The sequence below is a fragment of the Plantactinospora sp. B5E13 genome, assembly GCF_039871775.1.
Classification (GTDB): Bacteria; Actinomycetota; Actinomycetes; order Mycobacteriales; family Micromonosporaceae; genus Plantactinospora.
Genome location: NZ_JBDPLT010000001.1, coordinates 348,626 through 375,611, shown reverse-complemented (window position 1 = coordinate 375,611; position 26,986 = coordinate 348,626). Strand labels below are relative to the sequence as shown.

General features: G+C 71.9%; 33 protein-coding genes and 1 tRNA gene. 21 read left to right on the top strand and 13 right to left on the bottom strand.

All coding sequences use genetic code 11. The features are described from left to right. Positions 1–105: 105 nt before the first annotated feature. A complete protein-coding gene (locus tag ABGB05_RS01655) occupies positions 106–459 on the top strand; it encodes a group 1 truncated hemoglobin (protein WP_347651282.1) in 354 nt (117 codons plus the stop codon). A 25-nt stretch (positions 460–484) separates the two neighbouring features. Here ABGB05_RS01655 and ABGB05_RS01650 read toward each other — a convergent pair whose 3' ends face one another. From ABGB05_RS01650 to ABGB05_RS01635, 4 genes are all read right to left on the bottom strand, one after another. Then, on the bottom strand, positions 485–907 hold the full coding sequence (locus tag ABGB05_RS01650) for an Imm1 family immunity protein (protein WP_347651281.1): 423 nt from the start codon (positions 905–907) through the stop codon (positions 485–487). Continuing rightward, on the bottom strand, positions 904–1,686 hold the full coding sequence (locus tag ABGB05_RS01645; protein WP_347651351.1) for a DddA-like double-stranded DNA deaminase toxin: 783 nt from the start codon (positions 1,684–1,686) through the stop codon (positions 904–906). The genes ABGB05_RS01650 and ABGB05_RS01645 overlap by 4 nt, the downstream gene beginning before the upstream one ends. A gap of 1 nt (position 1,687) precedes the next feature. After that, entirely contained in the window at positions 1,688–1,945 is a 258-nt protein-coding gene (locus ABGB05_RS01640) for a hypothetical protein (protein ID WP_347651280.1), read from the bottom strand. Positions 1,946–2,118: 173 nt separating this feature from the next. Continuing rightward, complete coding sequence (locus tag ABGB05_RS01635) at positions 2,119–3,060, bottom strand: SDR family oxidoreductase (protein WP_347651279.1); 942 nt, start codon at positions 3,058–3,060, stop codon at positions 2,119–2,121. 139 nt (positions 3,061–3,199) lie between these two features. Between ABGB05_RS01635 and ABGB05_RS01630 the strand changes: the two genes are divergently transcribed. From ABGB05_RS01630 to ABGB05_RS01620, 3 genes are all read left to right on the top strand, one after another. Further along, on the top strand, positions 3,200–3,712 hold the full coding sequence (locus ABGB05_RS01630; protein WP_347651278.1) for a hypothetical protein: 513 nt from the start codon (positions 3,200–3,202) through the stop codon (positions 3,710–3,712). A gap of 99 nt (positions 3,713–3,811) precedes the next feature. Beyond that, positions 3,812–4,030 (top strand): sigma factor-like helix-turn-helix DNA-binding protein, encoded by a 219-nt coding sequence (locus ABGB05_RS01625; protein WP_347651277.1) that lies wholly within the window; start codon positions 3,812–3,814, stop codon positions 4,028–4,030. Next, positions 4,030–4,740, top strand: coding sequence for a Clp protease N-terminal domain-containing protein (locus tag ABGB05_RS01620; protein ID WP_347651275.1), 711 nt, complete (start codon positions 4,030–4,032; stop codon positions 4,738–4,740). Before ABGB05_RS01625 ends, ABGB05_RS01620 begins: the two co-directional genes overlap by 1 nt. A gap of 170 nt (positions 4,741–4,910) precedes the next feature. Here the strand turns inward: ABGB05_RS01620 and ABGB05_RS01615 are convergent, their stop codons facing one another. Further along, the gene (locus ABGB05_RS01615) at positions 4,911–5,600 is read right to left on the bottom strand and encodes a TetR/AcrR family transcriptional regulator C-terminal domain-containing protein (RefSeq protein WP_347651274.1); all 690 of its coding nucleotides are present in this window, start codon (positions 5,598–5,600) and stop codon (positions 4,911–4,913) included. Positions 5,601–5,729: 129 nt separating this feature from the next. Here ABGB05_RS01615 and ABGB05_RS01610 point away from each other — a divergent pair, with 129 nt between their 5' ends. Further along, positions 5,730–6,437, top strand: coding sequence for a DUF4386 domain-containing protein (locus tag ABGB05_RS01610; RefSeq protein WP_347651273.1), 708 nt, complete (start codon positions 5,730–5,732; stop codon positions 6,435–6,437). Positions 6,438–6,514: 77 nt separating this feature from the next. Here ABGB05_RS01610 and ABGB05_RS01605 read toward each other — a convergent pair whose 3' ends face one another. Next, entirely contained in the window at positions 6,515–7,105 is a 591-nt protein-coding gene (locus ABGB05_RS01605) for a DinB family protein (RefSeq protein ID WP_347651272.1), read from the bottom strand. A gap of 202 nt (positions 7,106–7,307) precedes the next feature. Next, positions 7,308–8,405 (bottom strand): crosslink repair DNA glycosylase YcaQ family protein, encoded by a 1,098-nt coding sequence (locus ABGB05_RS01600; RefSeq protein WP_347651270.1) that lies wholly within the window; start codon positions 8,403–8,405, stop codon positions 7,308–7,310. A gap of 132 nt (positions 8,406–8,537) precedes the next feature. On the opposite strand from ABGB05_RS01600, the gene ABGB05_RS01595 reads away from it, so the two are divergent. Beyond that, positions 8,538–8,807 (top strand): type II toxin-antitoxin system Phd/YefM family antitoxin, encoded by a 270-nt coding sequence (locus ABGB05_RS01595; RefSeq protein ID WP_347651269.1) that lies wholly within the window; start codon positions 8,538–8,540, stop codon positions 8,805–8,807. Positions 8,808–8,907: 100 nt separating this feature from the next. Here ABGB05_RS01595 and ABGB05_RS01590 read toward each other — a convergent pair whose 3' ends face one another. The 3 genes from ABGB05_RS01590 to ABGB05_RS01580 form a co-directional block, all read right to left on the bottom strand. Further along, complete coding sequence (locus tag ABGB05_RS01590) at positions 8,908–9,519, bottom strand: histone H1 (RefSeq protein ID WP_347651268.1); 612 nt, start codon at positions 9,517–9,519, stop codon at positions 8,908–8,910. Between the two features lie 229 nt (positions 9,520–9,748). Continuing rightward, positions 9,749–9,940, bottom strand: coding sequence for a DUF397 domain-containing protein (locus ABGB05_RS01585; RefSeq protein WP_347651267.1), 192 nt, complete (start codon positions 9,938–9,940; stop codon positions 9,749–9,751). Then, positions 9,933–10,511, bottom strand: a complete 579-nt coding sequence (locus ABGB05_RS01580; protein WP_347651265.1) for a DUF5753 domain-containing protein — start codon at positions 10,509–10,511, stop codon at positions 9,933–9,935. Before ABGB05_RS01580 ends, ABGB05_RS01585 begins: the two co-directional genes overlap by 8 nt. 14 nt (positions 10,512–10,525) lie before the next feature. Here ABGB05_RS01580 and ABGB05_RS01575 point away from each other — a divergent pair, with 14 nt between their 5' ends. Beyond that, positions 10,526–11,509: a class I SAM-dependent methyltransferase gene (locus ABGB05_RS01575; protein WP_347651264.1), complete on the top strand. Its 984-nt coding sequence runs from the start codon at positions 10,526–10,528 to the stop codon at positions 11,507–11,509. Here ABGB05_RS01575 and ABGB05_RS01570 read toward each other — a convergent pair. Then, on the bottom strand, positions 11,434–11,865 hold the full coding sequence (locus ABGB05_RS01570; RefSeq protein ID WP_347651263.1) for a hypothetical protein: 432 nt from the start codon (positions 11,863–11,865) through the stop codon (positions 11,434–11,436). The genes ABGB05_RS01575 and ABGB05_RS01570 overlap by 76 nt on opposite strands. A 90-nt stretch (positions 11,866–11,955) precedes the next feature. Here ABGB05_RS01570 and ABGB05_RS01565 point away from each other — a divergent pair, with 90 nt between their 5' ends. From ABGB05_RS01565 to ABGB05_RS01520, 10 genes are all read left to right on the top strand, one after another. Further along, the gene (locus tag ABGB05_RS01565) at positions 11,956–12,288 is read left to right on the top strand and encodes a PadR family transcriptional regulator (RefSeq protein ID WP_347651262.1); all 333 of its coding nucleotides are present in this window, start codon (positions 11,956–11,958) and stop codon (positions 12,286–12,288) included. Next, a complete protein-coding gene (locus tag ABGB05_RS01560) occupies positions 12,285–13,364 on the top strand; it encodes a hypothetical protein (RefSeq protein WP_347651260.1) in 1,080 nt (359 codons plus the stop codon). Before ABGB05_RS01565 ends, ABGB05_RS01560 begins: the two co-directional genes overlap by 4 nt. A 208-nt stretch (positions 13,365–13,572) precedes the next feature. Further along, on the top strand, positions 13,573–14,259 hold the full coding sequence (locus tag ABGB05_RS01555; RefSeq protein WP_347651259.1) for a dienelactone hydrolase family protein: 687 nt from the start codon (positions 13,573–13,575) through the stop codon (positions 14,257–14,259). Between the two features lie 19 nt (positions 14,260–14,278). Beyond that, positions 14,279–15,001, top strand: coding sequence for a uracil-DNA glycosylase (locus ABGB05_RS01550; RefSeq protein ID WP_347651350.1), 723 nt, complete (start codon positions 14,279–14,281; stop codon positions 14,999–15,001). Between the two features lie 72 nt (positions 15,002–15,073). After that, positions 15,074–15,862 carry a DUF4129 domain-containing protein gene (locus ABGB05_RS01545; protein ID WP_347651258.1) on the top strand — a complete coding sequence of 263 codons (789 nt, stop codon included), beginning with the start codon at positions 15,074–15,076 and terminating at the stop codon, positions 15,860–15,862. Next, a complete protein-coding gene (locus ABGB05_RS01540; RefSeq protein WP_347651257.1) occupies positions 15,859–16,455 on the top strand; it encodes a hypothetical protein in 597 nt (198 codons plus the stop codon). Before ABGB05_RS01545 ends, ABGB05_RS01540 begins: the two co-directional genes overlap by 4 nt. Continuing rightward, positions 16,452–17,465, top strand: coding sequence for a MoxR family ATPase (locus ABGB05_RS01535; RefSeq protein ID WP_347651256.1), 1,014 nt, complete (start codon positions 16,452–16,454; stop codon positions 17,463–17,465). Before ABGB05_RS01540 ends, ABGB05_RS01535 begins: the two co-directional genes overlap by 4 nt. A gap of 35 nt (positions 17,466–17,500) precedes the next feature. Then, entirely contained in the window at positions 17,501–18,994 is a 1,494-nt protein-coding gene (locus tag ABGB05_RS01530; RefSeq protein WP_347651349.1) for a DUF58 domain-containing protein, read from the top strand. 42 nt (positions 18,995–19,036) lie between these two features. Next, the gene (locus tag ABGB05_RS01525) at positions 19,037–19,588 is read left to right on the top strand and encodes a hypothetical protein (RefSeq protein WP_347651255.1); all 552 of its coding nucleotides are present in this window, start codon (positions 19,037–19,039) and stop codon (positions 19,586–19,588) included. Between the two features lie 135 nt (positions 19,589–19,723). After that, a complete protein-coding gene (locus tag ABGB05_RS01520) occupies positions 19,724–21,067 on the top strand; it encodes an NAD(P)/FAD-dependent oxidoreductase (RefSeq protein WP_347651254.1) in 1,344 nt (447 codons plus the stop codon). Between the two features lie 234 nt (positions 21,068–21,301). On the opposite strand, the gene ABGB05_RS01515 is transcribed toward ABGB05_RS01520, so the two are convergent. Continuing rightward, a complete protein-coding gene (locus tag ABGB05_RS01515) occupies positions 21,302–23,146 on the bottom strand; it encodes a hypothetical protein (RefSeq protein WP_347651252.1) in 1,845 nt (614 codons plus the stop codon). 99 nt (positions 23,147–23,245) lie between these two features. Here ABGB05_RS01515 and ABGB05_RS01510 point away from each other — a divergent pair. The 4 genes from ABGB05_RS01510 (at position 23,246) to ABGB05_RS01495 (ending at position 25,665) form a co-directional block, all read left to right on the top strand. Continuing rightward, positions 23,246–23,329: transfer RNA gene (locus ABGB05_RS01510), tRNA-Leu, on the top strand. A 129-nt stretch (positions 23,330–23,458) separates the two neighbouring features. Continuing rightward, positions 23,459–24,268: a Bax inhibitor-1/YccA family protein gene (locus tag ABGB05_RS01505; protein WP_347651251.1), complete on the top strand. Its 810-nt coding sequence runs from the start codon at positions 23,459–23,461 to the stop codon at positions 24,266–24,268. 133 nt (positions 24,269–24,401) lie between these two features. Further along, positions 24,402–25,157, top strand: coding sequence for a Bax inhibitor-1/YccA family protein (locus ABGB05_RS01500; protein ID WP_347651250.1), 756 nt, complete (start codon positions 24,402–24,404; stop codon positions 25,155–25,157). A gap of 214 nt (positions 25,158–25,371) precedes the next feature. Continuing rightward, positions 25,372–25,665: a hypothetical protein gene (locus ABGB05_RS01495; protein WP_347651348.1), complete on the top strand. Its 294-nt coding sequence runs from the start codon at positions 25,372–25,374 to the stop codon at positions 25,663–25,665. A gap of 46 nt (positions 25,666–25,711) precedes the next feature. Here ABGB05_RS01495 and ABGB05_RS01490 read toward each other — a convergent pair whose 3' ends face one another. Beyond that, complete coding sequence (locus tag ABGB05_RS01490; protein ID WP_347651249.1) at positions 25,712–26,974, bottom strand: acetyl-CoA C-acetyltransferase; 1,263 nt, start codon at positions 26,972–26,974, stop codon at positions 25,712–25,714. Positions 26,975–26,986 lie beyond the last annotated feature (12 nt).

Below are 26,986 nucleotides of genomic sequence, written 5' to 3'. Positions count from 1 at the left end.
AATGATCGTGCAATGGACCGGACCTAGCGTCCGCTGTATCGTCACGCTCTGGGTGAATGCCCCTGATTTGTCGGCCACCATCTGTCCAGAAAGGCCACCCCTCACATGAGCATCTACGACTCCATCGGCGGCGCACCGGCTGTCCAGGCTGCGGTTGACGACTTCTACGTACGGGTGCTCGGCGACCCGCAGTTGGCGCCGTACTTCGTCGGTGTCGACATCCAGAAGTTGAAGGCGCACCAGCGGTCCTTCATCGCGGCCGCGATCGGCGGGTCGGAGATCTACAGTGGCCGGGACATGGCCGCCGCGCACGCCGACCTGAAGATCAAGGACGAGGACTTCGACGCGGTGGTCGGGCACCTGGTCGCCACGCTGTCCGGCCTCGGTGTGCCGGAGGAGACGATCGGTCAGATCGGTGGCGCGCTCGCGCCGCTGCGCGGCGAGGTTGTCACCGCCTGAATCGTTCCGTTGCCACCGGACGGTGTCACATCGCTGTCGCCCCGGGATCGTCCTCCTCGGACACCCAGGTCAGGTGGTGCGGACGCCGTCCGGTGGTGACGTACTCCACGACCGCGGCCCGGGCGGTGGCCGGGCGTACCCGGGCCAGCCGGGCCGGCACGGTGACCAGGCCCGAGTCAGGGGACTCCAGGACGGTAATCGGAGACCCGGGCTCGAGCTCGACGGCGTACGTCCCGTCGACGGTCCAGCGCAGCGCCGCTCGGCCGGCCTCGACATCCACGTCGACCCGCAACTCGGCCGGTCCGCTTGCCGGCCCGAACCAGATCACCTGCCCCGACCCGCCGTGCGGCATGACCATGTCAGCCTGCTCGTCGAACCACTCGCCCGCGTCGGCGGGGCCGGACAGCTCCTCGCGGTGGCCATGGTAGTCCGACATCACGAACGTCACCGTCTGATCCTTTCGCCGGTGCCGAGGTAGGTGGTGCGCCACCACGTCCTGCCGCTGTCCCGGGTCACCCAGACGGTCAGCCGCGAGCCGTGGGGCAGGATTGACGGGAGCACGGCCGCGCAGGACCACTCCTGGTCGTGGTCGCGTTGATTCGTGCCACACACAGTGTTGTCAACGACCAGGTCGGCCTCGGTGACGTTGTCGCGTCGCATGGTTGCCGCCGCCTTCGACTCCACGTGCTGGTAGAAGGTGACCGGCGGCCCGCGCAGAGGCTCGTGGACGAGGTCGGCGGCGATGCTCCGGTCCCGCCCACCCGATTGGAGAGGGCTGCCTCGGAAGACGCCGGCGCTGGGCCGGTTGGTCCCGGCCGGCCGGGAACGGAACCCTCCGCCGATCTTCCGCACCCGGTCGGGCACGACGGTCGCGCGTACCCATCCCGGACCGACCGGTGTGGGGATGTCGGTGGCGTCGGCTGTCGTGGCGGCCGGGGCCGGCGAGTCGGGCGCCGCTACTGCGGTGCCGGCACCGGTGATGGTCGTCAGGTAGCTGTCCAGCCGTCGGCCGGCGGTGCGGAGCCGGTCGACGGCGTCGTCCAGGTGTTTCCGCCCCCGCTCGGCGGCGGCGACCGAGCCGACGACGCCGGCGTGCCGAGAGCCCCTGATGGCGGCCCCGAGTTCCCGACTCAATGCGACAAGCGTGTTCCGGGCGTGCGCGAGATCCGGGATCGGGAGGCGCGTCCGGGCCGAGCGGAGGGAATTGACGATCTCGTCGAGTGCCATCTCAGGCACCGAGTCTCGACAGGTATTCGCGGCAGCCGCCGGCTGCGGCGACGAGTTCGGCATGGGCGTCCCGCAGGACGCGCCGGGCGGCCCGGAGTTCGGTCAGGACGGCGACCGCGTCCGGATCGCGGGTTCCGGCCAGGGTGGTGGCCAGTTCCGCGATGATCTCGGCGAGGGCGGTCTCGGCGGTGACGACCTCGGTGACGGGCAGTTCGTCGCTGAAGCGACGGAGTATGACGGCGATCTCTGCTATCGACACCCACGGTCCTCTCTGCGAGAGGGCAACCGTGGACAGCTAACCATCCGTCACACAGTCAACGGTGGAAAGTCGACGATTTTTGTCCTGATCCGAAATTGTCCTACGTCGATACTTGGATGGATCTCGAATCGAGTGGGCGAGGCGGCGGATCGCCATCGCTGCCAGAGCGGTGGTCAGGTGGGGTAGCGGACGCCGGTGAGCTGCTCGGAGACCTCCCAGAGTCGGGCCGCCCCGGCCGGATCCGGCAGGCTGCCGGGCAGTCTCGCCGGGGTGGGCGGACCGCCGAGTTCGGCGAACCCGGCCGGGCCGTAGTAGCCGCCGCCTTCAGCGTCCGGGCTCGTGGCGGCGTACAGGGCGGGCAGGACTCCGGTCGACACCTGCTGCCAGATCGGTACGGCGTACATCAGTCGGTTGCGCAGCGCGATGAGGCGGACCCGGCGTCCGCCGTGGGTGGCCCCGGTGAGCTGGAGGTTGGTCACCGTCGCGCCCGGATGGGCGGCATAACCGCGTACGCCCCAACCGCCCGCCGTGGCCCGTCGGTCGAACTCCCGGGCGAAGACCAGGAGGGCGAGCTTGGAGAGCCCGTACGCCTGCCACGACCGGTACCGCCGTTCACCCCGCAGGTTGTCGAAGTCGAGCCGGCCGACCCGGCTCATCAGGCTGCTCATCGACACCACCCGGGAGGCGGTCGCCGCACGCAGCAGCGGCAGCAGGTGACCGGTCAGCGCGAAGTGGCCGAGATAGTTGGTGCCGAACTGGAGTTCGCAGCCGTCCTCGGTGAGCTCCCGTCTCGGCGGGGCCAGCACGCCGGCGTTGTTGACCAGGATGTCGACCGGTCGGCCGTCGGCTACCCGTTCGGCGCCGAAGCTGGCGACGCTGGCCAGCGAGGAGAGGTCGAGGTGGCCGACTGTGAGTCGGGCGTCGGGCAGTTCGGCGCGGATCCGCGCGATGGCGGCGGCGCCCTTGTCCGGGTTGCGGACCGCGAGGACCACCTCCGCGCCGGCTCGGGCCAGCCGTTCGGCCAGCCCGAGGCCGAGTCCGCTGTTCGCGCCGGTGACGACCGCGAGTCGGCCGGTCAGGTCCGGTACGTCGATGTCCACCATCCGCCGTGTCATGGGTCACATTCTGCGCCCCGACGGTCTCGTTCGGCCCCTCCCGGAGATCGTGTTGCGCGCACGGGGTCGCCGGGCCGACCCGCGATCGTCCTCCACTGTGGAGGATTAGTGGCGATGACCCCGGGGTAACCTGACCAGGGTGAGCCAGCAGAGTGGTGACGGAGCGAGGTCGGGCGGTGACCTTCCGTGGGCTCGGTGTATCCGTCGGAAGCTTGCCCTGGTCGCTGGCGTTGCCGCGCTCGTCGCCCTGGTCGTCGGGTTGGGGCTCACGGTCTTCGGACGCGACCGGGAGATCCGGATGGAGGTCGTCTCGGACGCGGGAGCGGTTGCCGGCATCAGTTGGCGTGGCCCGGACGACAGCAGTGACTCCGACAGCCGTGCCGACCGGCGGGACGGCGCCGGCCCGGACGGCGGCAGCGGCGCGTCGGGCTCCCTCGGTGACCCGTACGACCAGGGTGGGATCAGGACGCCGTGGAGCGAAACGGTCGAGGTGTCCGCCCCGACCGGCGCGCTGGTGCTGGACGCCCGGGCGCTGCCGGGGCACCCGGTGACCTGCCGCCTGATCGTCGGTGATCAGGTGGTCGACGAGCAGACCGGTACGGTCGGCGTCACCTGCACGGTCACCGTGGAACACGCCTTCCCGGACGCCTGAGCCGAGCGCGTCTTGCCTGCGGTGCGGGCGGGCGGTTGACCGTGGCTCCGCGTCAGCATATGTTGACGCAGGCTCCAGCGTCAGCATATGCTGACGACCATGTCCGCGATGGCTGATCTCGACGACGCCGTACACGGCGGCGATCCCGACGCTGGACTCCGAGCCGTGGCCCGGCTCCGCCGGCTGGTGGAACAACTGGAAGCCGAGCATGTCGCGGCGGCGCGGCGGGCGGGATGGTCGTGGCAGGACATCGCCGCCCGGCTCGGCGTCACCAAACAGACCGTGCACCGCAAGTACCACCGAGGCCGGGAGGAATGATGTTCCGTGGCGACCACCCCGAACTGCGTCGTGTGGTGGCCCGTGCCCTGGCACTGGCCGCAGACGTTGGGCACTCCCGCGCCGGCAGCGAGCACCTGCTGCTCGCCCTCACCACCACCGGCGGCGCGGTCGCGACCGTACTGGCCGAGTACGGCGTGACCACGGCAGCCGTGGACGAGGCGGTTGACCTCGCCGGCCCGGCCGGCGCGGGGGCCGCCGCCGACCGGGACACCCTGGCCCCGCTCGGAATCGACGTCGACCGGCTACTCGCCGTCTCCTCCTGGGCGGCGCTACTGGACCAACCGCCGGTACGTGAACCGGTGCTCCCGTTCGGGGCGGCTGCGGCGAGACGCAGGTGTGCCCGGATGAGCCCGCCCCTCGGACTGGACGCCCAGGCGGCCTACGAGGCGTCGTTGCGACTTGCGCTGGCCCGCCGCGAGCGCGAACACCGGCCCGAACACCTGGCGCTGGGACTCGTCGCGCTCGATCCCGGTGTCGCGTGGGTGCTCAACACCGCAGACGTCGACCCGCAGAGGCTGCTCGGTGCCCTGGCGACGGCGTTCCCGCCGCCGCACCGCAATCCGTTGCTGCGGGTGGAACGGCGGCTCGGCCAGCGACTGCGGCAGCACGACATCGTCCGGCGCTACCAGCACACGACGGGGCGCCTCGCCACCGCGGGCCCCGCCGTCGCCACCCTCATCACCGGCTGAGAGAGTCTGTCCCCCTGCCCCGGGCTCGCCGTCACCGATTCGCCCCTTCTCCGGCCTGGCCGCCGCCGCGCAGCGGACCGACGGCGGCGCGGGCCGAGACGGCGATTGGTGATACCGGGTGCCGACTCCGTATCCGCCAGCGAGCGATGTCGAGATCCTGTGCACCCCGGTCAGCCGCGGAGGCGTTCGAGTCCGTCGAGGAGCAGGTCGAGGGTGAATTCGAACTCGACCTGGCTGTCGCACCAGCCGAGTGCCGGGTTGTCGGCGGTGTGGGCCTCGGTGCTGACCATGGCGGTCAGGTGGGGGAGTGCGTTGGCCATCGCGGCCAGGTCCGCCTCCGCAGTGTCGACCTGCGTGCTCCCGCCGGCCGATGCCGGGCTGAAGATCTCCTGGACGAACCCGAACGGCATGCTGCCGAACGCGTGCAGCGCCCGGTGTGCGAGGTGGTACGAGAACCCGGCGCGGACGAGGGTGCCGACGATCCCGTCGTAGTACGCGTACACGCCGGGCGGGATGGTCGGGCGTGAGCCCAGAAGCCCGGGTGCCCACGGGTGGCGCAGCATGACCTGACGCGCCGCGAGAAACCGTCGCCGCAGCCGGGTACGCCAGTCCTCGTCGTCACCACGGTCGCCGAGGCGGCCGACCGCGACGTCGATTTCCGCGATCACGGTCTCCACGACGCCGTCGAGCAGGGCCTCCTTGCCGGGCAGGTGGTAGTAGAGCGACATGGCCTCGACGCCGAGCTCGGCGGCGAGGCGACGCATCGTCAGCGCCTGGAACCCGTTTACGTCCGCCAGCACGACCGCCGCCGCCAGTACCCGCTCGCGGCTCAACGGCGCCCGATCTGCCCGTGCTGCCACAGTCCCCCCTCACCTCTTGCTGGCACCTTACATCGTATGGTTACCTTACGTCGTAAGGCCGACAGTCAGCTCTCCATCGCCAGGACGGACCGGAACCGGTACCGACCGGCGACGCCCGAAGGAGCCACGATGCACCCGCTGATCCGCACCGCCCGCATGACCGGGCTGCTCTACCTGGGTCTCGCCGTCACCGGCGCACTCGGATTCCTGCTCATCCGGCCGCGACTGTTCGCCGCCGGCGACCCCGGCACGACGCTCGCCAACCTGGTCGAGCACGCATCGCTGGCCCGCGCCGGCGTCGCCTTCGAACTGCTCGTCGTCGTCACCCAGACCCTCACCGCCGCCTGGTTCTACCGGCTGTTCCGCACCGCGGACCCGCTCAACGCCGGCGGCATCGCCACCTTCGGCCTGGTCAACGCGATCGCGATCCTGATCAGCGCGGCGACACTCGCCACGGCGGCCCAACTCGCGCTCGACCCGGTCGGCGACGCGGCAGCCACCGTCCAGCTGCTCTACCTGGTCAGCGGCAACCTGTGGGGCGTGGGGGCGCTGTTCTTCGGTCTGTGGCTCATCCCCATGGGCAGCTGCGTGCTCCGCTCCGGCTGGATGCCCCGCCCACTCGGCTGGATCCTCGTCGCCGGCGGCGTCGGCTACCTGCTCAGCGCGTTCGTCCGATACCTCGCCCCGGACGCACAGGTCGTCGCTGACGCTCTCGTCCTTCCCGCGACCGTCGGCGAGTTCTGGATGATCGGCTACCTGCTGATCCACGGCGTACGTCACCACGCACTGGATCAGGCACCGTCGGACACCCGCCTGCCGGCACCAGCCGCAGCGTGACGACCGCCAGGGTCGGCCGCACCGCGCGGTGGACCGACGTCCGGCCGGTGCCTCGGCTCCGGCCGGACCGGGACCAGCTAGTCGAAGCGGTCGGCCAGCTTCGTCAGCTTGCTGACGTACGCCGGCCAGTCATAGTCGTCAGGGATATTGGTGTTGTCCCGACGCAGCCCCACCGCCATGTCGTGCTGCTCGCGCATGATGTCGGCGTGGCCGGCGTGACGAGCGAGGTCGCAGGTCACGTGGATGATGATCCGCTGCAGCGTCACCGCCTGTCCGCCTGGCCCCCACCACGACACCCGCCCCGGCGCGTCGAGCGGTAGCTGTTCGATCGTCTGGTCCGCGAACACTCCGACCCGGCGGTACAGGTCGATCAGCCCGTCCTTCGTCTCGTCCTCCCGTGCGTACCAGTCCGCCTGCGGGTCCTCGTCGAACGCCTGCTCGGGGACCAGTTCCTCGGGCGTCGGGAAGTCACGCCCGAAGGTGGGCCCGAAGTAGCCAGCTTCGACATTCAGGCAGTGCTTGAGGAGTCCAAGCAGGTTGTTGCCGGTCGCGGTACGGGGCAGCCTGGCGTCGCGTTCGCTCAGCCCGTCGAGCTTCCAGATCAGGTTGTCGCGGGTCGCTCGGAGGTAGTGGTGCAGTGCGGCCTTCGCATCGTCCAGGTCAGTCATGCCCGCCAGTCTTTCCTGTGCACCGGCCGTCGTGCGAGTTGCGTCCACGGGATCGGGGGCGAGGTTCCTCCGGCGGCGTGCCGGTCGACGGCGGTCGGCGGCGCGTCCAGGAACCGGTGGATCGGGGGCCACCGCGTCGGCGACGGGACGGGCTGCCACCGACACGGCGGCCAGCAGCCCACGGAGGACCAGCGGGAGCCCGCTACGCGATGGCCAGGGGCAGCCGGAGCCAGTCCGCCAGCTCCTCGATCTCATGCCGTACCGCCGCGGTCATCGTTCTGGTGAACGGCACGTCCTGGTGGATAGCGTCCACCCGGAACACCCCGGCTGCGCGGTCGGCGGTCGCGTCGAGCTTTCCGACGAGTCGGTCCCCGTACAGGATCGGCATCGCCCAGTAGCCCCAGCGTCGTTTGGCGGCCGGCTTGTACATCTCCAGCTGGTAGTCGTACTCGAACAGCTCGATCAGCCGTTTACGGTCGAAGACCAGCCGGTCCAGTGGGGACAGCAGCGCGGCCCGGCCGGTGAACGGCCGGTCCAGCAGGTCGGGGTCGACCCGCCACTGGCCCGGCACACCCTCGACCACGGCCGGCTCGCCCGTTGTCCGTACGTCGTTCGGCTCGCCCGGGACCTGCTGGGCGCGGGCCCGCGCGATGCCGAGTGCCCGGAGCCGGCGCTGCGCACGGATCCGCAACGCCTCCTCGTACGGTACGACCTCGTCCGGATAGATCCGCTCGGCCAGGTCCCACAGTCGATCGGAGCCGCGCCTGCCGGCGGCCGCGACCTCGCCCCGCTGGACGAGAAAGTCGATCATCTTCGTGACGTTCCGGTTGTTGGTCCAACCGGAGGAGCGCCACGGGACCACGCAGGTGTCCGGCAGCTCCCGGGTGGTCAGCGGTCCGTCGGAGCGGAGCCGGGCCAGGATGTCCCGCCGGCAGCCGTTGTTGGCGTCCATCCAGTCGCGCAGGCCCTCCTGCCAGTCCCGCAACGGCGGACGGCCGGGCCACTCGGCCATCTCTGCCCGGTACAGCGCCAGATCCTCCGGCGGACGGACGAAACCGTGCAGCTCCAGCAGGGTCTGCTCGTCAAGGGCGTCGCGTAGCTGCGTCGGCGAGTACGCGGAGCCGAGGCGGCTCCAGAGCACCAGGTCCGCGCTGCGCGCCACGGCCGCCGTCGGATCGTTCTGCAGCAGGGTCAACCGGCGTACGACGTCGAACATCCCGCTCGGGCGGTCGGCGTCCAGCAGTTGGGCGCGTACGGCGAGTCGACGCGCGTCGGTGCGGGACAGCCTGTGCACGGTCACCGACCGAGACTAGGCGTCAGGTGCGACAACACCAGGCCCGGCTACCAGGTCCGACTGGCGAGTCCCACCGGGTTTCGGTGGGCAGGGCAGGCCTGGAAGGCGCACGATATGACGTACGACCTGGGGAGGGACATGAAGTTCATTACCGCATCCGACCTGCGCGCCAACCTCGCAGAGGTGTTCGACGCGATCCAAAACGACGCCGAACACCTCGTGGTGACTCGTAGCGGACATGAGCCACTGGTCGTCATGCCCAAGAGTGACTACGACGCATGGCTCGAGACAGAACACCTGTCTCGTGGTGCCAACGGCCGTGAACTGCGTCGTCGGATGGCAGAGATGGAAGCGGGCGAACGCATCGAGCACGAGTTGAGCGACGCTGAGGGTGAGAACGCTGCGTGAAGCTCGTGTGGCACCCGAACGCCTGGAACGACTATCTGTCCTGTCGCTACCACTACGGAGACCGGTAAGACAGGGGCGCCAGACTACGTCCGCTGCAATCTCAGCGGGAGCGGGTTGCCCTACGGGCCGGTGCCTTGGCGGCGGTGGTCTTCCGCGCGGGCGCCTTCACCGCCTTCTTGCGGGCAGGTGCCCTGGTCGCGGTGGTCTTCTTGGCGGCGGTCGCCTTCCGGGCCGGCGCCTTCACCGCCTTCTTGCGGGCGGATGCCTGCGCCGTCCTCTTCCGGGCGGGTGCCTTGGCGGCGGCCGTCGTTTTGGCAGTCGTCGCCTTGGCGGTTGTCGTTCTGGCAGTCGTCGTCCTGGTGGCCGGGCTCTGCGCCGCCGCGAGGTTGCGGGCCCGGGTCGGGGCTGCCTTTTTCGCCACCGGGGTCCGTTTCGCCGCAGGCGTCCGCTTCGACGGTGGGGTCCGCTTGGCGGGGGTGCGGGCGGCGGCGGACTTCGCCGCCTTCTTCGGTGCGCCCTTGGCCACGGTCGCGCCGGTGGCCCGTCTGGTCGCGGTGGCGACCTTCTTCGCCCGGGCCGCAGCCTTCGTCGGCGCCTTCTTCGCGCCGGCGACCTTCCGGGCGGCGGCGGGCCTGGTCGCGGTCCGGGTCTGGCCGCCGCGTCCGGTACCACGGCCGGTTTTGTCACTCCGGCCGGAGATGAGTCTGCCCATCGCTGCCCCTCCCGTTCCGTCTGTCGGCGGCTGTCTCCCCCCGACCCGGGCAGCTAAACGGCTTTCCCGCCGGTTCCGCCTGGTACGGATCCGCCGACCGCGTTCAGTCGGTCAGGTGCGGGTTGGCGCGGTGCTGCTCGCGGTGAGCGCCACGGGATGAGTCCTGAACCGCCTCGGCCGGCACCGGCCCCGACGCCTCACCAGCCGTCAGGACCGGGGCCGGCCCGGGTCAGGGTCGCCGGGGGAGGCGGGTGAGGAAGGTAGACCAGGCGGCGGCGCGGAAGGCCAGCGTGCCGCCGACCGGGTCCTTGCTGTCTCGCACCAGCACCCGCCCGGGCAGCCCACCGCCCACCTCGACGCACGCGCCCTGATTACTACTCCGGCTGCTCTTGCGCCAGCGCACCACGGTCGGCTCAGTCATCGACACCCTCCCTGATGATGACGGCGAGCAGGTCCTCGGAGTCCTCCTGGCTCAGCGCCAGGGTGTCGAGGGTCCGCCAGACGTCATCGTAGGCCCCGATCTCGGCCGGCTTGTCCAGATAGAGCGCGCCGGTCAGGTTCTCGCTGTAGACCGTGGTCGGCTCCGGCGGCCGGGTGCCCTGGGCCGGGAACTCGAAGATGTGGAACGAGCTGGCCACGGAGGCTGCGTGCGGACCGGCGGCGAGCGGCAGCACCCGGACGGTCACCGTCGGCAGCCGGTTGGCGTTCGCCAGGTGGGCGAGCTGGGCCAGCCAGGCGTCGCGGTCGAGGATCGGCCGGCGCAGCACCGACTCGTCCACGATGACGTCCAACTCCGGTGCCCTGGGCCGGCGCCGGGTCAGGATCCGCTGCCGCTCCAGCCGTACCGCCACCTTCGCCGCGACCTGCCGCTCGGTGACACCCGGTCGGGTGCGGAAGAGGGCGGTGGCGTACTCCGGGGTCTGCAGCAGCCCCGGGACCAGCGTCGCCTCGAACTGGCGGATCCGGCGGGCGCTCCTCCTCCACTCATCCACCTCGGGAGGTCGCCATGCCACACAACCCCGGACCAGGAAAGCCACCGGCGTCCCGACCCCACGTGCCGCAGCGGCCGATCTGGCTCTGCCGGGTCTGTGCCCGGCCCTGGCCCTGCCCGGTCGCCCGGTCCCTGCTGCCGATCGAGTACACCGCCGACCCGACCGCACTGCACGTCTATCTCGCCACCATGCTCCAGGACGCGATCGACGACCTGGCCCGGCTGAACCCGCATTCTGACCCGGAACTGGCCGCACTCCACCACCGTTTCCTCGGCTGGGCACGCCCACGGCTGCGACCTGTCGGTGCGTACGACCCGGTGTCGCCGGAAGGCACGATCCCGACACGGTACCGATGGCTGCTGCGTCTGTTGTCGGTCGCGCCGAACGATCATCTTCTGGAGATCGGCTGCGGACCGGGTACGGCAATATCGTTGATCTGCCCCCGACTGGTCGGTGGCCGGATCGTCGGGATCGATGAGTTCGCCGAGATGGTCGAGCGGGCGCGACGGCGCAACGCCGAACATGTCGCGTCCGGGCGGGCGGAGATCCGGGCCGGCACCCTCGCTGACCTCGACCGGGCCGGAGTGCTCGCAGACCTCGACCCGGCAGGGGAACGCTTCGACAAGGTCTTCGCGGTCAACCTCGACCTGTTCCACCGTGGTACGCCCGCCCCGGAACTGGCGATCGTCGCCCGCCTGCTCAAGCCGGGCGGCCGGCTGTGCCTCTGCTACGAGCCGCTGACCCCGGAACGAGCCGCCGAACTGGCCGAACGGCTGCCGCCGCTGCTCTCCCGGAGTGGGTTCAGCGCCAGCACCACCACGTCGACCACCACCAGCCGGGGGTCTGCTCGGCGTCATCGCGTACGCCCGCGACGGACGTACCTGACGCGTCCCGGGCGGTCGACGAACTCGTTGGCGAGTGGTCAGCCGGTCAGGTGCAGGTCGGCGCGGTACTGCTCGCGCGGGGGCCGCTCGTCCCGGGACCACCACCAGGCGTAGCCGAGCTGCCCGGGGCGGGGCAGGTCGAGCACTATCCGGGCCACCAGTGGTCCCTCGTACGTGGTGAACCGGCCGGGTTCCTGTTGGGTGAAGCACACCACGCCGGGCAGTTCGAGACTGGCGACGTGCAGTTCCAGTCGGCCGTCCGGGCCGGACAGCAGGATGCTGTGTTCGACGTGCCGGAGCCCGTCCCGGTCGTTGGTCGCCTCGTAGTCCAGAATGACGGCACGCCCGTCCAGCGCGGAGGTCACCACCATCCGGGCCAGGAACGGGCCGCTCTCCGGGCCGTCGCCGCGCCCCCGGTAGACCCCGGTGGTGCGCAGCAGGCGGTGCAGGACGTCGGTTTCGGCGGGCACGGCGACACGGTAACCCCGGTCCGCCACGTAGCTCTGCGTCACAGTAGCGCAGCGTTGACGGTACTCCGCATTGAACAGTAGTATCAACCCATGGACACGACCCAGTTGCTCAAAGGCGTGCTGGATCTCGCGGTCCTGGCCGTACTGAAGGACGAGGACGGCTACGGCTACGACATCATGCGTCGGCTGCGCACCGCCGGGCTCGACGAGATCGGCGACGCCTCCGTCTACGGCACCCTCCGCCGCCTCTTCCAGGCCGGACTGCTCACCACCTACGTCGTGCCCAGCGAGTCGGGACCGCACCGCAAGTACTACTCGCTCAACGCGGCCGGCCGCGACCAGCTCACCCGTTCCGGCAAGACATGGCGGTCATTTGCCGGCACAATGGACCGGCTGCTCGACGACAAGGGGTTGGCGGCGTGACGCATCTGATCGAGCAGGAGATCGCCCGGTACGTCGACCGGGTCCGGTCGGCCCTGTCCGACCTGCCCCCGGCGACCCGCGACGAACTCCTCGAAGACCTGCCCGAGCACCTCGCCGAGGTCGCCGCCGAGGCCGCCACCGCCGGGGAGACCGCCGGCTCGCTGACCGACCGGCTCGGCCCGCCCGAGGCGTACGCGCGGGAACTGCGGGCCGCCGCCGGGGTGGCGCCGCCGACCGCCCCGGCCAACCTCGACCAACGGGTCGGCTCCCTGGTGCGCAAGGGCCGCGACCGGCTGCGTGCGATCGACCGCAGGCTCGGCCCGGTGATCGGGTACGAGCGACTCAGCGACTACCTGCGGCTGCTCCGCCCCGCCTGGTGGGTGCTGCGCGGCTACCTGGCGGCCATGCTGATCGCCTTCTTCGCCTACGGGTCCTCCGGACTGCTGCCCCGGCTCGGCGGCAGCACCCTGGCCGCGCTGCTGCTGCTCGCCGCCACCGTCACCGGCTCGATCTGGCTCGGCCGCCGGACCGCCTCGCTGGGCCGCCGGGGGACGTTGATGATGCGCCTCGGCACGGGGGCACTGGTCCTCTTCGGCCTAGCCGGCTTCATCGGTTGGGGTAGCTACACCAGCCCGGGCATCCAGTACCAGCCGGTCTACAACGACCAGTACTCCGACATCCGGGACGTGTACGTCTACGACAGCGAGGGACGACTGCTGGAGGGCGTGCGGTTGTTCGACCAGAACGGCCGGCCGATCCGGCTCGGCGACCCGTGGTGCGAGTCGGCCCAGGAGCGGCTGCGGACCACCGTTGGCGACCCCTACTACACGGACCCGGCGCAGCAGCCGTACCCGTACTGCCCGGAGGGGGCGCCGTTCCGGCTGCACCCGACCAGCCCGGCACCGCCGGCCGGTCCGGTCGCGAGCCCGCGCGGCAGCGCTGTTCCGAGCCCCGGCGACGGTGCCGACCCGAGCCCGGACGGCGGTGCCGATCCGAGCCCGATCGACAGCCCGGACCCGACCGGGACGCCGGCCGACGACGCCAGCCCGGAGGCCTCCCCGAGCCCGACCAGCTGATCTTCTTCGCCCCTCCACCAGGGCGCGTGACGACGTGGCGTACACCAGGGCAACGGGAGGTGTACGCCACTTCCACATTGCCTTCCGTCTTACCCGTCGGGCGTGGCAGGCTACCCGGACACCCGACACGCGAAGACCACCACCGCCGTCTTCGGTCGGAAAAACTGTGCGACCAGCCAACGATGACTGACCGACAGGAGGGCCACCGATGGGTGAGATGGTGAGTTACCGCAGTAACGGGGGAACCAGCGAGGGTTATCTCGCCCTGCCCGCGGCCGGTACGACCGGCCCGGCGGTCATCGTCATCCAGGAGTGGTGGGGACTGGTACCACACATCACCTCGGTCGCCGACCGGTTCGCCGCGGCCGGTTTCGTGGCCCTCGCCCCCGACCTCTACCACGGCGAGTCCACCACCGAACCGGACCACGCCGGCAAGCTCATCATGGGCCTCGCCATGGACCAGGCCGCCCGGGACATCGCCGGCGCCGCCGACTACCTCGCCGACCGGCCCGAGGTCACCGGCCCGACCGGCGCGGTCGGTTTCTGCGCCGGGGGCAGCCTGGCGCTCTGGTCCGCCACGCTCTCCGAGCGGATCGTCGCCACGGTCGGCTTCTATCCCGTGCTGCCCTGGGAGCGGATGCGTCCGGAGTGGACCAACTACGCCGGCAAGGCGGCGCTGATCCACTGCTCGGAGGAGGACGGCACCTCCGCCGCCGAGGGCGTGCAGACGGCCCGTCGGGCGATCGAGGCGGCCGGCGGCGACTGCGTCCTGCACGACTACCCGGGCACCTCGCACGCGTTTTTCAACGACGACCGCCCCGAGGTCTTCGACCAGCCGGCGGCGGCCAGCTCCTGGGCCCGTACCCTCGACTTCTTCCGGAACCGGCTTGGCTGAGCCGCGTACCCCCGGCGAGGTGGCCGCCCGCGCGCCGCGGGTGGCCGACCTGGCCGGGCTGGACGCGGCGATCGCCGACTGCTTCGCCTGCCCCCGGCTGGTCGCCTGGCGCCAGGAGGTCGCCGAGGTACGCCGGGCCGCCTTCCGCGACCAGGTGTACTGGGGCCGGCCGGTGCCCGGCTTCGGCGTCGCCGACGCCCGGATCGCCATCGTCGGCCTGGCACCGGCCGCGCACGGCGGCAACCGGACCGGACGGATCTTCACCGGGGACCGCTCCGGTGACGTGCTCTTCGCCGCGCTGCACCGGGCCGGGCTGGCCAACCAGCCGACCAGCGTCGCCGTCGACGACGGGCTGGAACTGCGACACACCCGGATCGCCGCCGCGGTCCGCTGTGCGCCCCCGGACAACAAGCCCACCCCCGCCGAGCGGGACACCTGCGCACCCTGGCTGCACCGCGAGATCGAACTGATCAGACCCACCCTGCGCGTCGTGGTGACGCTTGGTGCGTTCGCCTGGGCCGCCTGGTGGCCGACGATGCGCCAGGTGTACGGCGTCCGCCCGCCCACCCCGCGACCCGTCTTCGGCCATGGGGCACACTGGTCGGGCGACGCCGTTCCGCACGTCCTCGGCTGTTACCACGTCAGCCAGCAGAACACCTTTACCGGTCGGCTCACACCGGGAATGCTGGACGAGGTGTTCGCCCGGGCCCGGATCCTGGCCGGGCTGGACGAGCGGGACTGAGGGCAGCGACAGGAGGCACGGGTCGCACGCCGACGACCCGGATCGCACCGACGGCACAGGAGGGCGGGGTTGATGACCGACGGGCACTCCGGTCGTGCCCGCTCCGGCGACCGTCCACCCCGTACCGGTCAGACCGGCGCGCTGCTGCGGGCGCTGTGGCCGCCGGCCGCCGTCGTCGGGCTGCTGGCGCTGGCCGCGTTCGCCGCGGCGCACTCGTCGGTCGGCTTCCAGCGGGTCACACCGCCGGCCGACGTCATGCCGACCCTGCGCCAGCCCGCCGTGCCGACCGAGGTCCCGGGCACCCCGCAGCCGTCCGCCGAACCCGGCGGCGGCTATCTGCCCGCCTGGCTGCAGACCGCCGGCCTGGTGCTCTGCGGCGTCGTGGCGGCGGTGCTGGTCGGCGCCCTGCTCTGGGCGCTCGTCCGGGACCTGCTGCGCCGGCGGATCACCGTCGCCCGGGCCGGGCGGGCCGGGCCCCGGCGTTCCGCCGCGCAGACCGCCGAGGAGGTGGTCGCCGCGCTCGACGCCGGTCTGGTCGACCTCTCCGACACCGACACCGACCCACGCCGGGCGGTGATCGCCTGCTGGGTACGACTCGAACAGGCCGCCGCCGCGGCCGGGGTCGAACGGCGCCCCGGCGACACCCCGACCGACCTGGTGACCCGGCTGCTCCGCGGCGGCCGGCCGGTCAGCGCCGACGTCCTGGGCGCGTTCGCCGAGGTCTACCGGCAGGCCCGGTACGCCACCCACACCGTCGACGAGCGGATGCGCGGCCAGGCCCGGTCCGCCCTGCAACGGCTGCGTACCGAACTCACCGCCCCGCAGGAGGCCCAGACCCCGACGGGTGGTGGGCACGGGTGAGCGGAGCCAGCGCCAGCATCGACGACCTGCTCGGCCACGACGAGGAGCCGGCGGGCACCCGGGAGCGACGGCGGCCGGGCGGGGTCCGGGCCTGGCTGCGCAGCCTGCTCGCCGCCGCCGCGCTCGCCGCCGGTCTGCTCGCCGGGCTGCGGATGGTCGGCGTCGCGCTCTCCCCGGCCGCGGTCTTCGCCGGTTTCCTGGCCCTGCTGCTGCTGCGCCGACTCACCGCCGGACTCGCCCCGGTCCCGGCGCCCCCGGTCCGGGTCAGCCGCGGCGAGGCGGGCGGCGAGGAGGACGGCAGCTACAACTGGTCCGCCCGGGACGTGCTGACCAGCTCGATCAGCCGCTGGGAGAACAAACTCACCTGGTCACAGGGGGAGGCGGACCGGTTCGGCCGTGCCGTACTGCCCCGGCTCGGTGAGCTCACCGACGAACTGCTGCGCCAGCGGCACGGGCTGACCCGGAGCAGCGATCCGCAACGGGCCCGCACCCTGCTCGGCGACAAGCTGTGGAATCTGCTGGAGACGCCGCCCCGGCGCACCCCGTCGCCGCGCGACCTCGCGGCGATCGTCGCCCAATTGGAGAAGTTATGAAGGAAGCCCAGCCGGTCACCATCTCCGACGTCGGGCGGCTGGCCCAGAGCGTGCTGGACCAGGTCGGCACGGTGGTGGTGGGTAAGCGGGATCCGCTCGGGCTGGTGCTGGCCGGCATCCTGGCCGGCGGACACGTGCTGCTGGAGGACCTGCCCGGGCTCGGCAAGACGCTCACCGCCCGCTCCTTCGCGCAGGCGCTCGGTCTCGACTTCCGGCGGCTGCAGTTCACCCCGGACCTGCTGCCCGCCGACGTCACCGGTTCGTTCCTGTACGACCAGCGCACCGCCGACTTCAGCTTCCGGGCCGGACCGGTCTTCACCAACCTGCTGCTCGCCGACGAGATCAACCGTACGCCGCCGAAGACCCAGGCCGCGTTGCTGGAGGCGATGCAGGAGAAACAGGTGTCGGTGGAGGGGGTCACCTACCGGCTCGACCCGCCGTTCCACGTCATCGCCACCGCCAACCCGATCGAGTACGAGGGGACGTACCCGCTGCCGGAGGCCCAGCTCGACCGGTTCCTGCTCCGGGTCTCGTTCGGCTACCCGACGCACGAGGAGGAGTGGGACGTCCTGCGCCGCCGGATGTCCCGCCGCCAGGAGGAGGCGGAACTGAAGGCGGTGGTCGACGCCGACACCCTGCGGGCCATGCAGGCCGCGCTGGAGGACGTGGTGGTCGAGGACTCGATCGGCCGCTACATCGTCGCGCTGACCGCCGCCACCCGGGAACACGCCTCCGTCCTGGTCGGCGCCTCGCCCCGGGGCTCCCTGGCGCTGCTGCTGCTGTCCCGGGCGATCGCCGCCTTCGCCGGCCGCGACTACGTCATCCCGGAGGACGTCAAGGCGGTCGCGGTACCGGTCCTGGCCCACCGGATCACGCTGCGGCCGGAGATGTGGCTGCGCCGGGTCGACCCGGCGTTCGTGGTCAACGAGGTGCTGGAGACCACTCCCGCCCCGGCCAGCGGCGCCCTGCCCAGCTACGCGGCCGGCCCGGCCGGCATGCTGTCCCCGTGACCTCCGTCGAACCGTCCGACCAGGTCGGGGAGCCGATGCTGCGCCCGGCGGTGCCCGGGCAGCGCCGGTCCGCCCCGGTCCGGGTGGAACAGCCGGCCGGCCCGGACTGGACACCGACCCGGGCGCTCGGCCGGGCGGTGCTGCTCACCGGTCTGCTGCTGGTCGCCGGGGCCCTGCTCGGCCGGGTCGACCTGGTCGTCCTGGCCGTGCCGTTCGCGCTCGGCACCGCGTACGCGCTGCGGCGTCGGCCGACCGGGCCGCCGGAGATCACCCTCGACGCCGACGACACGAACCTGGTGGAGGGCGGTGCGCTGGCCGCCGCGATCAGCGTCACCAACCGGGACGAGGTCGGCTACGACCTGGTGATGGCCCGCACCATGGTGTCCCGCTGGCTGCACGTCGAGCGGGTCAGCTTCGGCGTGGACGAGACCCCGGCGGCCAACGGCAGCCCGGACCCGGCCGGTCGTACCGGCCCCGGGGCCGTGGCGGGGGCCGCCGAGCGGGCCGGTGCCGCTGGTCCCGGCCGACGACGGGACGCGACCGACCGCCCGTACGGGTTCACCGTGCCGGCCGGCACCGTCGCCGACCTGGGCCTGACCGGCGAGTCGCTGCGCTGGGGACGGCACCCGCTCGGGCCGGCCGCGGCCCGGGCCGCCGCCTGCGACGGGCTGCTGATCAGCCGGCCCGTGGTCAGCGAACCGCGGACCCTCGCGGTCTATCCGGTCACCGAACCGTTCGACGCCGACGAGGCGATGCCCCGGGCCGCCGGACTGGTCGGCGGTCACCGGTCCCGGCGGCCGGGCGAGGGCGGCGAGCTGGCCGGGGTACGGATCTTCGGCCCGGGTGACCGGCTGCGCCGGATCGACTGGCGGGTCTCGCTGCGGGCCCGGCAACTGCACGTCGCCGCGATGCTGTCGGACCGGGACGCCGAGGTGGTGCTGCTGCTCGACGTGCTGGCCGAGGCGGGACGCTCCGGGGGGATCCGGGGCACCACCTCGGTCCTCGACACCTGCGTCCGGTCCGCCGCCGCGATCGCCGAACACTACCTGCACCGGGGCGACCGGGTCTCCCTGCTGGAGTACGGGCCGAGCGCCCGCCGGCTGCGTCCGGCCACCGGCCGCCGCCAGTACCTGACCGTGCTGGAGTGGCTGCTCGACGTCCAGGTCTCCGACGCGCCGTACGAGCCGTACGAGCAGATGTTCGGCCCGCACCTGCTCTCCTCCAACGCGCTGGTGGTGGTGCTCACCCCGCTGGTCGACCCCCGGTCGGCGGCGATGCTGGCCCGGTTGGCCCGGTCCGGCCGGTTCGTGGTGGCCGTCGACACCCTGCCGGCCTCGGTGACCCCGCCGTCCCGGGGGCAGTGGAGCGAGGTCGCGTACCGGCTGTGGCGGCTGGAGCGGGAGAACACCGTCGGACAGCTCCGCGAGCACGGGGTGCCGGTGGTCACCTGGGCCGGTGCGGGCAGTCTGGACCTGGTGCTGCGGGATGTGGCCCGGCTCGCCTCCGCGCCCCGACCCGCGCTGCGGTGAACCGGCGGTGGATCGGGGCGTGACGGTGGACGGAGGCGTACGGTGCTGAGCCGGATCAGGGCGTTCTACACGGCGGTCGGCCGGGTGACGCTCACCCCGCTGCTGGTCCGGGGTGGTGTGCTGCTCTGCGCGCTGCTGGCGCTGGTGCTGGCGTACCCCGACGAGATGTTCAGCCCTCGGGTGCTCCTGCTGCTGGCGGTGCTGGCGGCGTTCCCGGCGGTCGCGCCGAACCGGGCCTGGCCGACGGTGGTGATCCTGGTGGCGGTGGCCGGCTGGGTCGTCGGCACCGGCTGGTACGACCAGCGGGTCGAGTTGTGGCGGCTGCTCGGGCTGGCCACCTTCCTCTACCTGACCCACAGCCTGGCGGCGCTGGCCGCCCTGCTGTCGTACGACGCGGTGTTGGCCCCGGAGGTGTTGGCCCGGTGGATCTCCCGGGCGCTCGGGGTCGCCCTCGCCTCGGCGGTGCTCGCGGTGCCGCTGCTCACCCTCGACGGGCGGTGGGGCGACCGGAGCCTGGTTGTCGCACTGGTCGGCGGCCTCGCGGTCGCGGTGCTGGCCGCCGGGCTGCTCGGCTGGCTGCTCCGCCGCCGCTGACGCTCCCCGGCAGGTCGCCGGGGTGATTTGATCAAGCTTTTCCGATGGGCGTAATGAGCGTCACCTTGTTGTCCTCAGTCACAAAGGGCCCCATCTGGCGGGCGGGTCCGGGCCGGTGGGGGAAGGATGGGGGGCGTGAATCCGCAGCGGATCCTTGTGGTGGGTGCCGGTCACGTCGGGCTGTACGCGGCCCTGCGCCTGTCGAAGAAGCTCCGGTCGTGGGAGGCCGAGGTCATCCTGGTCGACCCGCAGCCGCACATGACCTACCAGCCGTTCCTGCCCGAGGCGGCGGCCGGCAACATCTCACCCCGGCACTCCGTGGTGCCACTGCGCCGCGAACTGCGCAAGTGCACGGTCGTCGCGGGTACGGTCACCCGGATCGAGCACGCCCGCAGGACCGCCACCGTGCAGCCGATCATCGGCCCGGCCCGGGAGATCCGGTACGACCACGTCATCGTCGCCCCCGGCTCGGTCTCCCGTACCCTGCCGATCCCCGGGCTGCGGGAACACGGCATCGGGTTCAAGACCATCGGCGAGGCCATCTACCTGCGTAACCACGTGCTGGACCGGCTCGACGTGGCGGCCGCCACCACCGACCCGGAGACCCGGCGGCGCGCGCTGACCTTCGTTTTCGTCGGCGGCGGGTACGCCGGCATCGAGGCACTCGCCGAGATGGAGGACATGGCCCGGGACGCGCTGAAGTACTACCCGGAGCTCAAGGCCGACGACATGCGCTGGGTGCTGGTGGAGGCGACCCTGCGGGTGCTGCCCGAGGTGGACCGGGACATGGGCGCGTACACCGTCGCCCAGCTGCTCAAGCGGAAGATGGACATCCGGCTGGACACCCGGCTGGAGTCCTGCGTCGACGGCCTGGTCCGGCTCTCCGACGGCGACAGCTTCCCGGCCGACACCATCGTCTGGACCGCCGGGGTGAAGCCGTCGCCGATGCTCGACCGGACGGACCTGCCGCGCGACGAGCGGGGGCGGGTCACCTGTTCGCCGACCCTGCAGGTGGTCGCGGACGGCAAGGTCGTCGAGGGGGCCTGGAGCGCCGGGGACTGCGCCGCGGTGCCGGACCTGACCAAGGCGCCGGGCAACTACTGCTCGCCGAGTGCCCAGCACGCGGTACGGCAGGCGTCCCGGATGGCCGACAACATCAAGGCCGTGATCCGGGGCCGGAACCCGGTCGACTACAAGCACAAGCACGCGGGCAGCGTGGCGAGTCTCGGCCTGCACAAGGGTGTCGCCCAGGTCTACGGCATCAAGATCAAGGGCTTCCCCGCCTGGGTCATGCACCGGACGTACCACATGAGCCGGATCCCGTCCTTCAACCGCAAGGTACGGGTGGTGGCGGACTGGACCCTCGCCTTCTTCCTCCGTCGCGAGGTGGTCGCGCTCGGTCAGCTGCACGACCCGCGCGAGGAGTTCGTCGAGGCGAGCTCGGCGACGCCGCCGGCTCGGACGACGGCCGCGCGCTGATTCTGTACGGGGTCAGGCTGGGGCCGGGTGTCCCGCCTGGTCGCTGTGTGGGGCTGGGGGCCGGGTGACCCGCTCTGGGCGGTCTGGCTTGAGCCCGTCGCGGGTCACCCGGCCCCCAGCCGATCCGCCGCCAGGTACGTCCCCAGCCGGGCACGTCCGTCCGTCTCCGGTTGCCGGCCGCCTCCAGCGCCAGGCCTGTCGACAGCCGACCGAGTTGCCCGGCCTCCCGGTGGGTCAGCCGACCCGCCAGGTCCAGACGTCGACGGACCGGGTCGCCGGCCCGAGCAGGCCCTCCAGGGTCGTCCGCAGGCTCTCCGCGTGCGGGGCGTCGTCACCGAGCACCACGCAGGAGGCGTTCCAGAACCGGATGTCCTGCTGCGCCTGCTGACGTTCGGCGTCGCCGATCGCCGGCACCGCGCCGGTCTTCACCACCTCGGTCAACAGTTGTGAGGTCGGCTGCTTGTAGGTGCCCATCGAGGCCCGGCCGCCGGCCGCGTACGGCCCGATGAAAAAGCCCTCCGGCAGGGCGAACGAGGCGTCGGCGGCGACCGCCCAGCGCATCGGCCAGGGCTCCTGTGGCGTTGCCAGCGGCACCGGGACGAGCACCCCGCCCGGTTCGACACAGTCCCGCCAGTGCCCGGCGGTGAAGAACTGCGGCACCTCCGGCCGGGATGAGACCGGCAGCGGGGTCGGGAAGATCGGCACCAGGGCGATCATCGCCGACACCGGCAGCAGGATCCGGACCATCCGCTGCTCGGCGGCGAGCGCCCGGTCGACCGCGAGGGCCAGCACCGTGGCGATCAACGGCAGCAGGGCCAGGGCGAACCGCATCGGCAGCGCCCCGTCCACCACCGGTACGCCCAGCAGCAGCGCGTACGGGCCGCTGAGCTCGGTCGCCTCCCGGTTGACCACGATGGTCGGGCCGAGTGACAGGGCCACCATGGCGAGCCCGGTGAGCGCGGCGGCGATGACAACCGGTCGCCGGATCAGCCAGATGCTGGCGCAGACGGCGGCGACCAGGAGCGGCCAGCCGAGGAAGGTGTTGTACTCGGCCGGTCCGGTGGTCAGCCGGGCGGCCTGGTCGGCGCCGGCGAGCGACAGTGGCGAGATCGCCGGCCAACTCGCCAGGTCGGCGGAGAAGTAGTGCGGGCTGAACATCCCGTTGGGGACGCTCTGCGGCCCGGCGAACTGGAACCAGAGCGGGTACGCCAGCAGCGCCCCGGCGACCACGACCGCGAGCAGCATGCCGGCGAGGAAGCCGGGGGCCACCCGGCGGGCCAGTGACGGGTTCGCGGCAGCGTACACCAGGCTGAGGATCACCATCGCGACGGCGGTCAGGAAGAGCACTTCCTCGCCGATGAAGACCTGCACGGCGACGACGACGGCGAGGCCCACCGCGGACGTCACGACGCCCCGCCGGTCGACGCCGGGCCGATCCGGGCGGGCCTGCGGATCGGCTGCCCGGACCAGCCGGACGACCAGCCAGATCAGTACCGGGACCAGCCACTGCGCGGTCATGTGCAGATGGCTGTTGGTCTGGGAGAGCATGCCCGGCCCGAAGCCGCAGAGTCCGCCGGCCAGGGCGGCGGCGAGCCGGCGTACCCGCAGCGTCCGGGTGAAGAGCAGGTACCAGGCGGCGGCGGTGCCGGCCAGGTTGAGGGCGGCCAGTAGCGCGAAGGTGACCGGGGCGCCGAAGGCGAGGGTGACCGGGGAGAAGAGCACGCCGAGCGCGATGACCGTGGTGTTGGCCATCATGTTGACCCCGTCGGGGGCGTTGAGCCGGTCGCTCAGCAGGCTGAAGTCGCCGTGCAGGACGCGGGCGTCGGCGGCCAGGAACCATTCGTAGAGGGCCTGGTCCTCGGGGTTGAGGGCGAGCACCCGGGCGTCCGGGCTCGGCCACATCCCCTGGGTGAGCCAGGCCGCGAGCACCACGAAGAGCAGGAGGATGCCCAGGTCGACGCGGTGGCGGCGGAGCCCGCCGGCCCAGCGTTCCCCGCGGACGCGGGGCTGCCCGGAGTCGGTGTCGGTCGTGGCCGGGCCGGATTCGGCGCCCTGCGCCGCATGGGCTGTGCTGGTCACGACGATGACCCTAGTGCGGATCCGGCAACGGGGCGCGCCCGGTGGGTGTCGATTCGCTACCGTGGCAGGCACCGGGGCGCGACGGCTCCGGTGCACCCTGCCCGGGTGGTGGAACGGCAGACACGGCCGCCTTAAAAGCGGCTGCCGCAAGGCGTGCGGGTTCGAGCCCCGCCCCGGGCACCATCTTCACCCGCCGACCACGGCCGCCCTGTCGAGTACGAAGTGACGTGGATCTCCACAACATTGTCACCGACCATTACCCTGGACAGGGCACGCCTCATCGTGCACCGACCTTCCAGGAGGCTTGACAAAGTGAAGACGTCCAACCCGGTGCTGGCCCGACTCGGTCAGGCGGCCGAGCGGGAGCGGGCCGCCGGGTACGCCCCGGCCGGCGCATACGGGCAGCCGTACCCGACCGCGGCGGGCTATCCGGCCGCGCCGCCCACCGTACAGCCGATGTCCATCGACGACGTTGTCGTCAAGACCGTGACCCTGCTCGGCATCACCGGGCTCTCCGCCGCGGCCGCCTGGGTGCTGGTGCCGGACGCGTTCGTCGGAGCGGCCTGGATCGGTGCCGCGATCGTCGGTCTCGTGCTCGGCCTGGTGATCTCGTTCATGCGGGTGGCGAATCCCGCCCTCGTGATCACCTACGCCGTCATCGAGGGCGTCTTCGTCGGCATGGTCAGCAAGTTCTTCAACGACATCATGGGCTACCAGGGCATCGTCCTGCAGGCCGTGATCGCGACGTTCGGGATCTTCTTCCTGATGGCCGGGCTCTACAAGCTCAAGGTCATCCGGGCGACGCCGAAGTTCGTCCGTGGCCTGATCGCGGCGATGGTCGGGGTCTTCGCGGTCATGCTGATCAACTTTGTGCTCGCGCTGACCACCGACATCGACACCGGGATCCGCAGTGGTGGCCCGGTGGCGATCGGGTTCAGCCTGGTCTGCATCGTGATCGCCTCGCTCAGCTTCGTCCTCAGCTTCCACGAGGTCGAGGAGGGCGTCCGGATGGGTCTGCCGCAGCGCTACTCCTGGACCGCCGCGTTCGGCATCCTGGTCAGCCTGGTCTGGCTCTACATCGAGATCCTGCGGTTGCTCAGCTACTTCCAGGGCGACGACTGACCGCAGCCCCGCGGCCCCGGCCGCCCGAGTACGTCTCGACGCCCGCCCCCGGACCCGGGGGCGGGCGTCGCCCGTTGTGGCGCCAACTGACGGGAGTGGCTATTCCGAAATATCCATTTTGTTAGCCTGGGGCGTGCAGAGTTCGAACCCGGTGCTCACCCGACTGGGCGATCCGGACCGGGTGCGGCGTCGGGCCCTCGACATCGGCGCAGACCGGATCATGACCGTCGACGACGTGGTGATCCGTACCGCCGTACTGCTGGTCCTGACCGGGGCCGTCGGCGCGCTCGCCTGGACCATGGTCCCGGGCAACCGGGCCGGGCTGGCCACCCTCGGTTCGGCCCTCGCCGGCCTGGTACTGGCGCTGGTCATCTCGATCCGGCGGATCACCAACCCGGTCGTGATCATCGGATACGCCGTCCTGCAGGGTGTCCTGCTCGGCGTCGCCAGCCGTGGCTTCGAGGCGGTCTACCCCGGCATCGTGGTGCAGGCCGTGGTCGGCACCTTCGGAGTGTTCCTCGGCATGGCGCTGCTCTACGGCCTGCGGGTGCTCCGGGCCACCCCACGGTTCACCCGGCTGGTGGTGGGCGCGCTTATCGGCGTGGTGGCGTTGAGCCTGGTCAACCTCGTGGTCTACCTGACCGCCGGCCGCCAGGCCCTGGAGGTCTACAGCACCACCAGCATGGTCGGTTGGCTGCCGTACGTCTTCGCGCTGGTCTGCATCACCGTCGGGGCGCTGACCTTCATCCTCGACTTCGCCCTGGTCGAGCGGAGTGTGCGCGCCGGCCTGCCGGCCCGGTACGCCTGGTACTGCGCCTTCGGCCTGCTGGTCGGCCTGATCTTCCTCTACTGGCAGATCCTCCGGCTGCTCGGCTACGTCCGCCGCTGACGGCCGGACGACGCCGGTCCGGCGGCTCGGCCCCCCGCCGGGCACTGAAGACCTGGTCAGGGCCGTAGACTCAGCCGCGATGACCCCCGCCGAACCCGACCGGCCGGCCGACCCGCCGGTCCCGCAGCACACCACCGGACCGGGCCCGGACGCCGACGCGTCGACCGGGCCGGCCGCCGGGCGACCTTCGGCCGTCGAGTCGTTCGGCCGACAGGTGGATCTGCTGGTGAACCAGGTCGGCCACTGGACGGCACCTCGCTGGACGGCACCGGCCGGCTCCGGTGGGGCACGCCGTTCGGATCTGCTGCACCAGCTTGTCCAGCGGCTGGCCGACCTCGCGGCGGACGCGGAGGGGCAGCCACGGCGGGGCGTACCCCGGCTCGACAACGACCTGGCCCTGCCGGACCAGCTCCGGGTGGTGGCGACCGACCTGGCGCTGGCGGCTCCGCCGCCGGCGGTGCTGACCGAGGCCGCCGCCGAGCTGGCGACCACCCGGCAGACTCTCTGACCGTCGCCGCCGGTGGCCCCTGGCCCGGCCACCGGCGGGCAACCGGTCAGCTGAGCCGTTCGAGGACCATCGCCATGCCCTGGCCACCACCGACACACATGGTCTCCAGGCCGACGGTCCGGTCGTGCCAGGCCAACGCGTTCAGCAGCGTCCCGGTGGTCCGCGCCCCGGTCATCCCGAACGGATGACCGACCGCGATCGCGCCGCCCATCACGTTGAGCTTCTCCAGCGGGATGCCCAACTGCTGGTACGACGGGATCACCTGCGCCGCGAACGCCTCGTTGATCTCCACCAGGTCGACGTCGTCGATGGTCATGCCCGCCCGGCGCAGCGCCTGCCGGGAAGCCTCCACCGGACCGAGTCCCATGATCTCCGGCGACAGCCCGGTGACCCCGGTGGAGACGATCCGGGCCAGCGGGGTGATGCCCAGGTCCCGGGCCCGTTCGGCGCTCATCACCACCACCGCGGCGGCACCGTCGTTGAGCGGGCAGCAGTTTCCGGCGGTGATCCGGCCGTCGGGGCGGAACACCGGCTTGAGCCCGGCCACCCCGTCCAGGGTCACCCCGGCGCGGGGGCCGTCGTCGGTGCCGACCACGGTGCCGTCCGGCGTGGTCACCGGGGTGATCTCCCGGGCCCAGAAGCCGTCGGCGATCGCCTTCTCCGCGAGGTTCTGGCTGCGTACGCCGAACTCGTCCATCTCGGCCCGGCTGACGTCGTACACCTGGGCCAGGTTCTCCGCGGTCTGCCCCATCGCGAGGTAGATGTCCGGCAGTTCGCCGTCGAGTCGCGGATCCTGCCAGGTGGCGGCACCGCCCTCGGCCCGGGCGGCGGACCGGGCCCGCGCCGCGTCGAACCGGGGGTTCTGCCAGCCGCCGCCGACCAGCGCCTGCGCCTCCGGGGGCAGGCCGTCGGAGTTGCCGCGGGCGTACCGGGAGACGCATTCCACGCCGGCAGAGACGAAGACGTCGCCCTCGCCGGCCCGGATCGCGTGCAACGCCATCCGGGTGGTCTGCAGCGAGGAGGCGCAGTAGCGGGTGAGGGTGGCGCCGGGCACGGTGTCCAGCCCGAGCAGGGTGGTCACCACCCGGGCCAGGTTGAAGCCCTGCTCACCGCCGGGCAGGCCACAGCCGAGGTAGAGATCGTCGATCTCGTTCGGGTCGAGTTGCGGCACCTTGTCCAGGGCGGCTCGGACGATGGTGGCGGCGAGGTCGTCGGGGCGTACCTCCCGTAGGGAGCCCTTGTGGGCCCGGCCGATCGGTGAGCGGGCGGTGGCGACGATGACTGCTTCGCGGGGGGACGCGGTCGACATGAGGCAACGTTA

Coding starts and splice junctions, on each gene's coding strand:
- ABGB05_RS01655 (WP_347651282.1), top strand. CDS start 106: ATGAGCATCTACGACTCCATCGGCGGCGCACCGGCTGTCCAGGCTGCG.
- ABGB05_RS01645 (WP_347651351.1), bottom strand. CDS start 1,686: ATGGCACTCGACGAGATCGTCAATTCCCTCCGCTCGGCCCGGACGCGC.
- ABGB05_RS01635 (WP_347651279.1), bottom strand. CDS start 3,060: ATGACACGGCGGATGGTGGACATCGACGTACCGGACCTGACCGGCCGA.
- ABGB05_RS01625 (WP_347651277.1), top strand. CDS start 3,812: ATGTCCGCGATGGCTGATCTCGACGACGCCGTACACGGCGGCGATCCC.
- ABGB05_RS01620 (WP_347651275.1), top strand. CDS start 4,030: ATGTTCCGTGGCGACCACCCCGAACTGCGTCGTGTGGTGGCCCGTGCC.
- ABGB05_RS01610 (WP_347651273.1), top strand. CDS start 5,730: ATGCACCCGCTGATCCGCACCGCCCGCATGACCGGGCTGCTCTACCTG.
- ABGB05_RS01605 (WP_347651272.1), bottom strand. CDS start 7,105: ATGACTGACCTGGACGATGCGAAGGCCGCACTGCACCACTACCTCCGA.
- ABGB05_RS01595 (WP_347651269.1), top strand. CDS start 8,538: ATGAAGTTCATTACCGCATCCGACCTGCGCGCCAACCTCGCAGAGGTG.
- ABGB05_RS01590 (WP_347651268.1), bottom strand. CDS start 9,519: ATGGGCAGACTCATCTCCGGCCGGAGTGACAAAACCGGCCGTGGTACC.
- ABGB05_RS01585 (WP_347651267.1), bottom strand. CDS start 9,940: ATGACTGAGCCGACCGTGGTGCGCTGGCGCAAGAGCAGCCGGAGTAGT.
- ABGB05_RS01575 (WP_347651264.1), top strand. CDS start 10,526: ATGCCACACAACCCCGGACCAGGAAAGCCACCGGCGTCCCGACCCCAC.
- ABGB05_RS01565 (WP_347651262.1), top strand. CDS start 11,956: ATGGACACGACCCAGTTGCTCAAAGGCGTGCTGGATCTCGCGGTCCTG.
- ABGB05_RS01555 (WP_347651259.1), top strand. CDS start 13,573: ATGGGTGAGATGGTGAGTTACCGCAGTAACGGGGGAACCAGCGAGGGT.
- ABGB05_RS01545 (WP_347651258.1), top strand. CDS start 15,074: ATGACCGACGGGCACTCCGGTCGTGCCCGCTCCGGCGACCGTCCACCC.
- ABGB05_RS01535 (WP_347651256.1), top strand. CDS start 16,452: ATGAAGGAAGCCCAGCCGGTCACCATCTCCGACGTCGGGCGGCTGGCC.
- ABGB05_RS01530 (WP_347651349.1), top strand. CDS start 17,501: ATGCTGCGCCCGGCGGTGCCCGGGCAGCGCCGGTCCGCCCCGGTCCGG.
- ABGB05_RS01490 (WP_347651249.1), bottom strand. CDS start 26,974: ATGTCGACCGCGTCCCCCCGCGAAGCAGTCATCGTCGCCACCGCCCGC.